This window comes from Chitinophaga flava (assembly GCF_003308995.1).
Lineage (GTDB): Bacteria > Bacteroidota > Bacteroidia > Chitinophagales > Chitinophagaceae > Chitinophaga > Chitinophaga flava.
The window spans coordinates 2,086,662-2,099,356 of record NZ_QFFJ01000001.1; the positions used below are offsets into that span (position 1 = coordinate 2,086,662).

The window sequence follows — 12,695 nt, forward strand, 5'->3', positions numbered from 1 at the left end:
TTTGTCCGCTAAACAGGGGTTGGCAAAATAATTGACTAACCTCCTTTGCAGATAATCATTACAATTATGACAGAAAAAGACCAAGACATGCAGACAAACGGACAGGCTAACAATGCTGGAGACAATGACAATGGCATGCCTGATTTCAATGCTGAAGAAAACATCAGTGAAACACCTCATATGACTAATGCATTAGAAGTAGAAGAGGGTGAAGAACTGGTTAAAAAAGAGCAGCAGCTGAATGAAATGCGTGATAAATACCTTCGTCTGCAGGCTGAGTTTGATAACTTCCGTAAGCGGACTGCAAAAGAAAGACTGGAATTATTGCAAACAGCGGGTAAAGAAGTTATCATATCTTTGCTGGATGTACTGGATGATAGCGAGCGGGCTACAAAACAGCTGGATACTTCCAATGATATCAATGCCGTAAAAGACGGGGTAAATCTGGTATTCAACAAGCTGAAAACTACCCTGCAGGCCAAAGGATTGAAACCTATGGAAAGTATGCACACCACCTTTGATTCCGATCTGCACGATGCCATCACCGAAATTCCGGCCCCAACTCCGGATTTACAAGGTAAAGTGGTAGACGTATTACAGCAAGGCTATTACCTGAATGACAAATTGATCCGTCATGCCAAGGTAATAGTAGGTAAATAAAGTGACGATGTGGCATAAACTGCAATCGCCTATGCTGAAAGCTGACGTAAAACAATATTTTTTACTGATAAATACCAGTGCCTTGCACCGGTAATAAGTGATTTTTATAATGTCTACCAAAAGAGATTATTACGAAATACTGAGTGTTGCCAAAAGCGCATCCCAGGATGAAATCAAGAAGGCATACCGTAAGGTGGCCATGCAGTTTCACCCTGACCGCAACCCCAACAATAAGGAGGCGGAAGAAAAGTTCAAGGAAGCTGCCGAAGCTTACGAAGTATTGAGCGATGCTGATAAGCGGGCACAATACGACCGCTTTGGCCATGCCGGCATGAACGGTAACCGTGGCGGCTTCGGAGGCGGTGGTGGTATGAATATGGACGACATATTCTCCAATTTCGGTGACATTTTCGGCAACGATGATATTTTCGGCAGCTTCTTTGGAGGCGGCGGACGTAGCAGCGGCGGTGGCCGCCGTGGTCGCGGTACCCGCGGTTCCAACCTGCGTGTCAAGATCCGTCTGACCTACGAAGAAATAGCCAAAGGCGCCAACAAAAAAATCAAGGTAAAGAAATACGTTCCCTGTCAGCATTGCGGTGGCCTGGGCGCTAAAGATAAAAACGCGTTCCAGTCTTGCGGCACCTGCGGCGGCTCCGGCCAGGTAAGGAAAGTAACACAGACTTTCCTCGGCCAGATGCAAACTGTTACTACCTGTCCTACCTGTCATGGCGAAGGCCAGATCATCACCAGCAAATGCGGCCACTGTAAAGGAGAAGGACGCATGTACGGTGAAGAAATGGTTAGCATCGACATCCCGGCGGGCGTACAGGAAGGCATGCAGCTCAGCATGAGCGGTAAAGGTAACGCCGGCGAAAGAGGCGGCGCTCCCGGTGACCTCCTCATCCTCATCGAAGAAGAACCACACCCTGAACTGCAGCGCGATGGCCTCAACGTAGCCTACGATCTGCACATCTCCTTCCCGGATGCCGTTTACGGTACCCAGGTAGAAGTACCCACCATCGACGGTAAAGCAAAAATCAAAATACCCGCCGGTACACAAAGTGGAAAAATATTCCGCCTCAAAGGCAAAGGATTCCCCTCTGTCAACTCCTACGAAAAAGGTGACCAGCTCATACAGGTAAACGTATGGACGCCACAACACCTGAGCGCGGACGAAAAAGAAATGCTCGATAAATTACAATCATCCGATAACTTCAAACCCAACCCCGAAAAATCCGAAAAAGGATTCTTCGAAAAGGTAAGAGATATATTCAGCTGATTGATCATTTAACTATTTATCATAAACAACGAAGACCATAGCGGCCCCCGCTATGGTCTTCGTTATATTGGATTTGATATGGATTCCAAACTGCAGATGTTCGAGAACCGGCTTACCAAAGTATTCCGGCATATTTCCAAACTGGCCAAACGACAAAACATCACCTGCTACCGGGTGTATGATGATGATATCCCCGAATTCCCCTTCAGCATTGAGATATATGAAGATCACGTATACATCGCGGAATATCATCGCAAGCACGGAATGGAAGAAGATGCCCACGAAGCCTGGCTCGACAACTGCCTGGAACTCATCAGCAAGGTACTCAACATCCCACCTGCCAATATCTGGGTAAAACAGCGGCAGCGCAAGGAAAACCGCCAAAGCCAGTACGAAAAACTCAGCATAGAAAGCCAGGAAATGACCGTCCACGAAAACGGGCTGAAATTCAAAATCAACCTGTCTGACTACCTCGATACCGGCCTTTTCCTCGACCATCGCATCACCCGGAGCATGGTACGCGATGAAGTGAAAGATAAAAAAGTACTCAACCTGTTCTGCTACACCGGCTCCTTCTCCGTATATGCCGCTGCCGGCGGCGCGGCTGAAGTTACTTCTGTAGACCTCTCCAAAACATACCTGGCCTGGGCTGAAGAGAATATGCGCCTTAACGGCTTCGATCCGTCCAAACATCCTTTTGTACATGCCGATGTGCTGCAATACCTCGATTCGCTCAAATTAAACACCTTCGACCTCGTTATCATGGACCCGCCCACCTTCTCCAACAGCAAACGGATGAAGGAATTCCTCGATATACAACGGGACCATGCCGAACTGCTCAACAAGGTGCTGCTGGCCACCAAAAAAGACGGTGTAGTATACTTCAGTAATAACTACCGGCGCTTTGTACTGGAAGCAGACAAAATCAACGCATCCTCCATCAAGGATATCACTAATCAAACCTTGCCCTTCGATTTCCAGCAGAAGATGATCCGTAAATGTTACCGGCTGATCAAATAAGTGTCAGTACTTCGTTTTACGTACTATTTTCACCAGCTTGAGGAATTCCTGGCGATACCCTTCCCTGTCTTTGCCCAGGGCCTTGCGGGCTATGTCCATCACCATATCAGCATCACCGCAACCCCGGTAGGCAGAGTTGCGCAGTATCATACCAAACAAAGCCACTGAGGCGGCAAACCGGAAATCATCCGGCGCCGCCTCAAAAGAGGAAGAAGCTGTGCTGATATCTGTTTTGACATATTGTAAAACAGCGTCCTGCGGATTACGGTAAGAGATTTTTACCCTTGCCAGCAGACTATCTGCCGGTAAGGCTCCATCCTGTGGCATAATCTCGTAGAGCGCTACCGCACAGTGTCCGCTGCCCACAATACCACCGCCATATTTCTCATGAGCAGAGGTATCTACATCAAACACTTTGTTCTCATAACCTACAAGCCTATACGATTTTACTACAGCGGGGTTAAAAGTCACTTCTGTCTGCACATCCCTGGCAACAGTAAAGAGCGTGCTGCCAAACTCACGTGCAAAAATTTTGCTCGCCTCCTCCAGATCGTCGATATAGGCGAAGTTGCCGTTCCCCTTGCTGGACAAAGCCTGCAGCTTGGAGTCCTTATAATTCTTCATACCAAAGCCCAGACAAGTCAGTAATACACCGCTCTCTTTCTTTTGTGTGATCAGCTCTTCCATCTCAGCATCGCTGGTGAGGCCTACATTAAAATCGCCATCAGTAGCCAGAATAACGCGATTATTGCCATTAGGAACAAACTGCTCGGCGGCTATCTGATAAGCCATTTTAATAGCAGCTTCTCCGGCAGTAGCTCCGCCTGCGCTGAGGTTATCGATCGCATTTAATATTTTTTCTTTCTCCTCGCCGGAAGTGGCCTGTAACTTGACTCCAGGCTCACTGGAATAAGTAACGATTGCTACTTTATCAGCCGGACGCAGGTTATTGACCAGTATACGGAAGGCGGCCTGCAGGAGAGGCAGTTTGTTAGGTGTACCCATAGACCCGGAAACATCGATCAGAAATACCAGGTTGCTGGGCGGCAGACTGTCTGTCTGCAAAGCTTTGGCCCTCATCGCAATCTGCAGCAGCTGATGCGACGGTTCCCAGGGACAGGTAGTATAACGGCTGTATAACGCCATGGTTTTACCTTCCGGCGGCAACGGATAGTCATAATGGAAATAATTGACCATCTCCTCTATCCGTACAGCATCCACCGGTACCGGCTCTTTCAGCCGCAGGAAACGGCGTACATTACTGTAGGAGGCTCTGTCCACATCCACCGCAAAAACAGATACCGGGCGCACCTTTGCACGGGTGAACCTGTTTTCATAAGTGGTGCCATATGTTTCATTGAAAAAAGCATTAACGCCCATGCCTACATTGCCGTAGTTGGGGTTACTGTACTGTCGGGTACGGGCACTGGCTTTAGCCAGCGCTATAGCGTCAGGGGCTTTACGTATAGGCGACAATGTTATCAGCAGACGGTCCGTGTTTTTAACCGTGATCTGCAGGGGATGGTAACCTTCCCGGGTAAGCAACAGCTTCGCCACAGTAGCGGGAATCCCCAGTTTAAAAAGGCCGAAAGCATTGGTCAATACTTTCGCCGTATCGTTCATAACGCTCACGGTAACACCGGCAAGAGGACGATGGGTAATACTGTCCTCCACCGCTCCCGACACCCATATTGTTTGCGCTTGTATACTTCCACCCCATAACAATAAGAGTAAAAGGAACTTTCGCATATGTTAAGGTAGTAATTTCCTACCAGTTTTTGCTGTAAAAGCACAAAGCAGCAAAGACACAAAAGGCAACCATCTGTATTCCCTTTGCACCCTTGCTGCTTTGTATTCCGAAGGTCTTCTCCTACTCTACCAATTGATAGATCTCAGGCAGGTTACGGCCCAGACCATCATAATCCAATCCATAGCCCAACAGGAATTTATTAGGCACCGAGAATCCCAGATAATCAATTTTAATCGGATGCACCATGGCTTCCGGTTTGGTGAGCAGTGATGCTACCAGCAGTTTTTTAGGTTGCTGGTGTTCCAGCTGTGGCAGGAACTGGCTCAGCGTTTTACCGGTATCCACAATATCTTCCACGATCACCACGGTACGGCCGAAGAGATCTTCATCCAGTCCGATGGCCTGAACTACATTGCCGGTAGATTTGGTTCCTTTATAGGAAGCCAGTTTGATAAAAGATATCTCAGCCGGAATGTTGAGATATTTGAAAAGATCACCGGCAAACATAAAAGAGCCGTTGAGGATGGCAATAAACAGCGGGCGTTCATCTTTCAGGTCCCTGCTCATTTCGGCAGCCATTTCCCTGATACGTTGCTGCAGTTCAGTGGCGCCAATATAAGGCTGGAACTTCTTGTCATGCACCTGAATAACCGACATAATACTACTTCATTTCCTAATTTAACAATGATAAGCAGGAAAAGGATCACTGCTTACTTATTCACTAACAGGCGCTGTCCTATTTTAATATCGAAGCCCTGCAAATTATTCCATTCCTGTAACTGGGTTACAGATTTGTTGTACATCCTGGCAATACCGTACAGCGTTTCTTTGGGCTGTACATCGTGATAACGGGTACCCGCTTGTGGAACCGGTGCGGGTGCCGGTGCAGGCTTGTACACCGGAGGCTGAGGCGCCGGTGCAGGCGTAGATGCTGGTGGCAGCGTAGCTTTAGCCGTACCATTAGTACCCACATCTCCTACTTTTTTCAGGTCTTCCACCATGCCTGTTGGTACACCACCCTGCTGGGGAGCAGGTTTGGATTCCGGCACAGCGGCCACTCCACCCTGGGTTGGTTTGCCCATTTCTTCCTTCATCTTATCGATTTCCTTGCGGGGAGAAAAATCTTCCGGTGGTTCCTGATCTTCTTCTTTTAATATCCGGGTGTTTTTAGCCAGACGGGGAGCATTGGAGGCATAGCCGTCGAGCGTAAGGCGCTGGCCTGCTGCCGGCTCTTCCCCTTCATACATCTTGTTGCGGCGGCGCAACCATCTCAAACGCATACCTTCAGCCTGCGCAATGTCGTGCATGGTTTCTCCATTGCTTACACTGTGAAACTCCTTGCTGCCTCTTTTACCTTTCTTTTGCAGGAAGATAAACATGTCTTTACGGGGAGGATTATCGTTTTCCAGATCGTTGAAGCGCACCAGTTTGCTAAGGCGGATACTGTGCTGGCTGGCCAGTTGAATCAGGGAGGTACCGGCTTTTACGAATACCACTCTACGGCCGTTAATCTCAAACACACCTTTGGGGTAGTTGCCGGCTACCGGCTTATTATATCCCGTATGGTTGTTTTTGGAAGAGGTTGGTTTGGTATCTGGTTTATTGTTATTGCCGGCATATATGGGTGTTTTTTCATCAAAGCTACCTTGTTCCGGGGCAGCTTTACCCATAGCGATCAGCGTGTATAACTGCAGGTTATTGTCTTCAATAATCTTGATCAGCTGTTGCGGATAGGTTTTATTGGTAGCATAACCAGCCTGTTTAAGTCCGAAAGCCCAGGATTTGTAATCATCGGCATCAAACTGGAACAGGAAAGAATAGCGGGGATTGTTGCGTAAAAAGTCGGAGTGGTCCTTATAGGAGTCTCTGGCATTGTCGTATACGCGGAAACATTCCTGAGCGGCATCGTCATCATATCGGATGGTTTTACCGGTCCAGGTGTTTTTACATTTGATACCGAAGTGGTTGTTGGACTGCAAACACAGGGTACCGTTACCGGACTGTGTTTCGAGAATACCCTGTGCCAGTTTGATAGCTGCGGGCACGCCACTGCGGCGCATTTCATCGATAGCGATGCTTTTATAGGTAGCAATGTACTGCTGAGTGGTCATTTTCTGAGCCTTCAGCATCAGCGGCAAGCAGCCAATAAGAAAACTGACTACCAACAAAAATTTTCTTACTTGCATGTTTTGTCGAATTTAATGGGCATGGTTAGGTGCTGATTTTATTTTTTTCTGATCAGCAGGAGGCCATCGCGCAGGGTGATCAACACCTGTTCTGCACGGTCATCGGCCAGCACTTTTTCACAGAATCTCACCATGGCTTTGGCCTGACTGCCCTGCTCATTTTCCGGCTGTAATACCTGTCCGTGATACAGTACATTGTCGGCCAGGATAAATCCGCCGGGGCGTAATTTTTCCCAAACCAGGTCGTAATAATGTACATAACCGGCTTTGTCAGCATCAATAAACACGAGGTCAAACACTTCATCCAGTGAATCGATCACTTCGGCTGCTTTACCAATATGCATTTTTATTTTATCAGAATACCCGGATGCTTCAAAATACTGAAGGCAAAGGGTTTCCAGTTCTTCATTGATATCTACAGTATGGAGCATTCCATCTTCCGGGAGGCCGGCAGCCAGACAAATAGCGGAATAGCCGGTATAAGTGCCCAGTTCCAGAATACGGCGCGGACGTATCATGTGACTCACCATCTGCAAAAAACGGCCCTGTACATGGCCGCTGAGCATATGTGGCAACTCCACTTTCAGATGCGTTTCACGATTTAATTTATACAGCACCTCACCTTCCGGACTAGTATACTTCTCTGAAAATGCCTCTGCTGCCGCTGATATGAGCTCCATATAAAAAATTTCTGCAAAACTATGAAAAAAGCGGTTGTGATGAGCCTGCAAGTAAAAACCCGCATATGGACAACAGTTATACACATAACGTTACCGCACCGGAATTTATTCTGTTCCGGTAACGGGCAGGTATATCCGTGTCCGGCCACCAGTAGCCGGACACGGCAGTATTAAAAGTTAGGTCTGAGTTTATTGGTGGTATAAAATACCCGGAAATACTCCACTACTTCATCAGCTGTATCAAACAGTTTCAGCAATCCGAGGTCCTGTGGGTTGATATTGCTCTCTTTTTCCATCATCACGGTACGGATCCACTCCAGCAAACCGCTCCAGTATTCGCGGCCTACCAGTACCATTGGAGTTTCCTCCATTTTTTTAGTCTGGATAAGGGTAGCTACTTCAAAAAATTCATCCATGGTACCAAATCCACCGGGCATCATTACAAAACCCTGAGAATATTTGGTGAACATTACTTTGCGGACAAAGAAATAATCGAAGTTGAGTCGTTTATCGGGATCAATAAAACCATTGGGATTCTGCTCATGCGGCAGGGTGATATTGGCACCTACCGATTTTCCATGTGCTGCCTGGGCACCCTTGTTGGCCGCCTCCATTACACCCGGACCACCACCGGTAATGATACCAAATCCTTCTTCCGCCAGTCTTTTGGCTATATCCTGTGCCAGGTCGTAATAACGGTTGCCGGGTTTGGTACGGGCAGAGCCGAATATAGAGATACAAGGTCCTATTTTAGCGAGTGACTCAAAGCCATCTACGAATTCCGCCATGATCTTGAATATCTGCCAGCTGGAATGCGCTCTTGTTTCTGTCCAGTCCCTTTCTTTGAGATTTTTTAAACTATCATTCATGCCATTGCTATTTTTTACAATTTAAGGTATCCCACTCCACACGCGAATACAGGACACCCTTGTAATTTATGGAATTTATTGGCTTTCTACCCTATAAATCAAAAAAGCAGGTAACTTAAAAGAAACCCGCTTTACATTTAACACGTTATGAACATGCAGCCATGTCGTTTAAAACCTGGCTGCAGAAACGTTGCTAAAGTTGGTTAATACGATATTGACTGAATAATCTGAAAATCAAAGGCAGTTGCCGGCAATTGTTTTCATAACGTTTCATAGGACCCGAATAAATCAGATCAGATTTAATTTATTAATTATTTAGATGAAAAACAACTGTGATTTGTTTGATTTTTATGATGATGTGATGAGCGGAAATTTTGAATGACATAAAAAGAGAAGCGCCCATATTGATAAAAATCAATGGGCGCTTTTTTACAGGCTTTATAAAAAATTATTACTGATAATTTTATGATGATTCATCTCACCTACACATTCTTATACATCATATTCATCATCTAAATCAAAAGTTATCAGCGGTTGCAGTTGTCAGTTCTTCTGCCAAACCAAAAGACAGTGTCATACCGGCTCCGCTGAGTGCATTTACAACTGTGACACCTTTCTCCGGAGACATCACCAGTTCGGTGCCACCGTTGGTGAGTTTAGGATAGATACCATGCCATTGTTCCTGAATGGTATAAGTAGGTGCATCCAGGAAAGTATGCATGTATTTCAGGATAAGATCATTGATGAATGCTTTGTCAAATGGTTCGAAGTCCGGACCATATTCATGAGAGTCACCGATGGTCAGTTCTCCTGCGCCGTTCTGGGAGATAAGAAGATGGATGCCCCATTTCACGTATTCCGGCATCTCTTCCTGAAAACGTTGTTTCAGAGGAACCAATGCAGCACAGTCGTTGAAAGAAGCGTAGTGCGCCAGGGTAAGACCGGCACATAATGCAGGGCCCAGCTGCCAGTTGCCTGGCTGCGGAATGGTACGCATCATCTGCAGTTTACATTTGGTCAGCGGTGCGGTAGCATAGGCTGCCGGGTATAATGTTTCGAAATCTGCGCCGCTGCATACATACACCTGATCCACTCTCCAGCGTTCGTCTTTTGTTTCGATATACGGCATACTGATACCGTTGACAGCAGTATTAAAACGAACGATCACGTTCAGTTTTTCTTCCAGGTACTTTGCAATGGTAGCGCTGGCAACACGGGGGTTGACCGTCATTTCTGTAGGGCTCCACAGGGCGCCTTTCAGACCGTCTGTTTTAATAGCGCTGGTATATTTACCAATATTGCCTGGAGTGATCAGCTCACAGTTAAATCCGTTGCCAGGAGCGGCCTGGGCAAATTCTTCCAGTACAGCCAGTTCGTCCTTTTCGTATACGAGGTGCAGAGAACCTGTTTCCTGGCATTGCAGACCAGTGGCGGCAGCAATTTCCTTCCATACGCTGCGGCTATGCATAGCACGGTCGTACATCTTACCGGCACGCTGACCTATAGGCCATACCAGCCCGAAGTTGCGGATAGAAGCGCTGATAGCTTTGCTGTTTCTTTCAAATAAAACTACTTTTTTGCCTTTGACAGCCAGCTTGTAAGCCATGGCCAGTCCTACTATGCCTGCGCCTACTACCGCTACGTCAGCTTGTTGTTGTTGCATGATTGCTGTTAATAAGAATGCGTTTACAATATAGATAACAATTCATCTAAAGAGGCCACCAGATGGGTATGTGGTCCTTTTTCCAGTTCTTCACGGGTATAGGCGCCGGTGGTTACACCTACTACATAACGGCAACCTGCGTTGGTACCTTCTTCCAGATCAGAAATAGTATCTCCGATTTTGGCTACCTGGGCAATACTGCGTATTTCCAGTTGTTCCATGATACGGTACACCATATACGGATAAGGGCGGCCATAAGGCACTTCATCGCTAGTAGCTACTGCGTCTACCAGTCCCTGTTGCAGCCAGCCGGTGCGCTCCAGGATCACATTGGTGATGTCTCTGTCAAAGCCGGTATCCAGCGCCACTTTGATACCTTTTTGCCGTAATGCCGCAAATACGGCGGATACGCCTTGTTTTTCACGGACAGTGCTGTCGGTGGCATAGTGTTTTTTCATGTCTTCCACGAACCTGGTATGCAGCTCCCTGATAAAGCTTTCATCTGCAAAACGTGCATCGTTTTTCTGTTTCAGCAGATAACGGATCGCATAAGGTTTGGCATATCCCATTACTTCGTTCACTTCTTCCAAAGTAACTTCTACCCCGGCCAGCAGAATGGTCTGCTGTAACACCTTTGCTACGTTCGACTCATCGTGCAGCGTGGTGCCGGCAATATCAAAAACGGCTAATTGTATCTCCATCTCTTTAAAATTAACAGGTCACAAAGGTATTAAAGATGTAAAAATAAGTTTAGCCTTTATAAACATTTAACAAGGAGGTAACACAATAACCGGCATAAAAAAACCCGTCCGGCAAGGGCCGGACGGGCAATATCATTGACAATGGCGGATATTAGAAACCTATTCCCGCACCTACACGGTAGATAAGATTGTTCCGGTAAGGAGAACGGTTATCCTGGATCACATCGTACATCAGGGAGATACCAACACCTACGCGTCCGCCTACACTCTGGGTATAACCGGCACCGATCAGCAGGCTGGGCACGCTGTAGTTAGTGCTGAAGTCACGTTTCGGATCTGTATAATAAACAGTGGATTTCTGGGAGATCACGTTATACTCAGGCTGGATATGCACAAACAACATAGGAACAGGGTATACACGGCCCCATATGCCCCCTCCGAAAATGGTGTATTTATCCCGCTGGGCGGTATTACCATAACCGTCATAACTTTTAAACTGACCATACTGCGCGTTCACATTCACACCGGCAGCTATGTAATCGTTGAAGCGGTAACCTACCAGCGGAGACACATCCACATTGGTATAATCGCCGAACACCATCCCCAGCGAGCCACCCAGGATCAGGCGGGAACGATCAAAGCCCGTGTGTGCACTGGTGTCTGTTTTATAATACTGTGCAACTACCACCTGGGTGGTCATAAGAAAAAGAATACCCGTCAATAAACGTTTCATACCTGGTTTATTATTTTAATGAATAGAAGGGGCGATAGTTAACGGTCTCCCCATAGGTGTTTCCCTGGCAAAAATAACTATTACCACTCAGCTGTCCATATTTAGCTTTTGCCGGCCACTGTACCTAGAAAGAGGGGCAGATAGTAGCCCTTTTGGCGTTATTGAAGCTGCGATTGGAATACAATCCACTGTAAACCAGGCCGATTTCATAAGCACCCCGACGGCTGTTGGAAGTAGCCAGGTTGGAGGTGGTCACGTCGTAACTGAACTGCAGCTTTATATTACTAAGCTGATATCCTACCAAAAACACCGCTGCATCTTTAGCCCGGTAGTAAATACCGCCAGACACCTGTTTGTCGCCGTCACCAGAAAGGTTATAAGCGGCACTCAACCCGATCACAAATTCATGTGTATTAGCCTGCTGGGAATAGTAAGCACTGGGGTTGATGATCAGCACGTCACTGGTTTTGATACTGGCATTCAGGAAGCCCGTATACCGGCGTGAGATCTTGTTATCACCGTCATAGAAAGTTTCCCGGGGCGTATTGATATGTTGAACTGCAAGACCAGTGTTGATATACAAATTTTCTGTCGGGAAATAGGCGTAGTTCATTCCCACATTCATATCAAAATAGTTAACGGCCGACTGCGTGAAAGGCTCAGCAGTAGGCATGCGGGAATCAAAAAACTTTCCATTCCACTGGTCACCGAAGGTAAGCTTGGTAATGTCTACCCGTTTACCAGCAGATCCGGCCTGAAAGCCCAGCGACAGCAAGCTACTTTCGCCCAGCAGCTGATGATAAGCCACTGAGGCGTATCCTTTGGTAGATGTCAGATTACCGCTTCCGGCCACATCCCGCAGGATTACAGCACCTACACCTACCCAGCCATAGATAAGCTTTTCCCTCAACAACTGCAGGTCTCCATAGGCCGACATCGTCTTGTAAGGAACAGGGACACTACTCCACTGGTCACGGTAATTGATACCGACACGGAAGTTTCCGTCAGGGATAAAACCGGTGTTCGCCGGATTGGTGGTTAACGGTGAATTGAAATACTGGGAAAAGTGCAGGTCCTGAGCGGATACACTTACAGAAACCAACATTCCAACTATCCATACTACCGTGATGTTAACAATCAACTTCTTCATGGCT

12 protein-coding genes are annotated in these 12,695 nt (G+C 47.0%); 3 read left to right on the forward strand and 9 right to left on the reverse strand.

Features of this window, described 5'->3' with window-relative positions:
- Positions 1-66 precede the first annotated feature (66 nt).
- The 3 genes from DF182_RS08340 to DF182_RS08350 all read left to right on the forward strand — a co-directional run bounded on the left by DF182_RS08340 (position 67) and on the right by DF182_RS08350 (position 2,959).
- Positions 67-660 carry a nucleotide exchange factor GrpE gene (locus tag DF182_RS08340; protein WP_245957391.1) on the forward strand — a complete coding sequence of 198 codons (594 nt, stop codon included), beginning with the start codon at positions 67-69 and terminating at the stop codon, positions 658-660.
- 109 nt (positions 661-769) lie between these two features.
- Positions 770-1,939 carry a molecular chaperone DnaJ gene (gene dnaJ / locus DF182_RS08345; protein ID WP_113615186.1) on the forward strand — a complete coding sequence of 390 codons (1,170 nt, stop codon included), beginning with the start codon at positions 770-772 and terminating at the stop codon, positions 1,937-1,939.
- 78 nt (positions 1,940-2,017) lie between these two features.
- Positions 2,018-2,959 carry a class I SAM-dependent methyltransferase gene (locus DF182_RS08350; RefSeq protein WP_245957392.1) on the forward strand — a complete coding sequence of 314 codons (942 nt, stop codon included), beginning with the start codon at positions 2,018-2,020 and terminating at the stop codon, positions 2,957-2,959.
- A 3-nt stretch (positions 2,960-2,962) separates the two neighbouring features.
- Here DF182_RS08350 and DF182_RS08355 read toward each other — a convergent pair whose 3' ends face one another.
- The 9 genes from DF182_RS08355 to DF182_RS08395 form a co-directional block, all read right to left on the reverse strand.
- Positions 2,963-4,708, reverse strand: a complete 1,746-nt coding sequence (locus DF182_RS08355) for a YfbK domain-containing protein (RefSeq protein WP_113615187.1) — start codon at positions 4,706-4,708, stop codon at positions 2,963-2,965.
- A gap of 121 nt (positions 4,709-4,829) precedes the next feature.
- Positions 4,830-5,366, reverse strand: coding sequence for a hypoxanthine phosphoribosyltransferase (gene hpt / locus DF182_RS08360; RefSeq protein WP_113615188.1), 537 nt, complete (start codon positions 5,364-5,366; stop codon positions 4,830-4,832).
- Positions 5,367-5,419: 53 nt separating this feature from the next.
- Positions 5,420-6,895 carry a glucosaminidase domain-containing protein gene (locus tag DF182_RS08365; protein WP_113615189.1) on the reverse strand — a complete coding sequence of 492 codons (1,476 nt, stop codon included), beginning with the start codon at positions 6,893-6,895 and terminating at the stop codon, positions 5,420-5,422.
- Between the two features lie 38 nt (positions 6,896-6,933).
- Entirely contained in the window at positions 6,934-7,575 is a 642-nt protein-coding gene (locus DF182_RS08370) for an O-methyltransferase (protein ID WP_113615190.1), read from the reverse strand.
- 170 nt (positions 7,576-7,745) lie between these two features.
- Positions 7,746-8,444 (reverse strand): LOG family protein, encoded by a 699-nt coding sequence (locus DF182_RS08375; protein WP_113615191.1) that lies wholly within the window; start codon positions 8,442-8,444, stop codon positions 7,746-7,748.
- Between the two features lie 517 nt (positions 8,445-8,961).
- A complete protein-coding gene (locus DF182_RS08380; RefSeq protein WP_113615192.1) occupies positions 8,962-10,107 on the reverse strand; it encodes a TIGR03364 family FAD-dependent oxidoreductase in 1,146 nt (381 codons plus the stop codon).
- A gap of 23 nt (positions 10,108-10,130) precedes the next feature.
- On the reverse strand, positions 10,131-10,808 hold the full coding sequence (locus tag DF182_RS08385; RefSeq protein ID WP_113615193.1) for a phosphonatase-like hydrolase: 678 nt from the start codon (positions 10,806-10,808) through the stop codon (positions 10,131-10,133).
- 151 nt (positions 10,809-10,959) lie between these two features.
- Positions 10,960-11,541 carry a hypothetical protein gene (locus DF182_RS08390; RefSeq protein ID WP_147243379.1) on the reverse strand — a complete coding sequence of 194 codons (582 nt, stop codon included), beginning with the start codon at positions 11,539-11,541 and terminating at the stop codon, positions 10,960-10,962.
- Between the two features lie 124 nt (positions 11,542-11,665).
- Complete coding sequence (locus DF182_RS08395; RefSeq protein WP_113615195.1) at positions 11,666-12,691, reverse strand: PorP/SprF family type IX secretion system membrane protein; 1,026 nt, start codon at positions 12,689-12,691, stop codon at positions 11,666-11,668.
- Between the last annotated feature and the right edge of the window lie 4 nt (positions 12,692-12,695).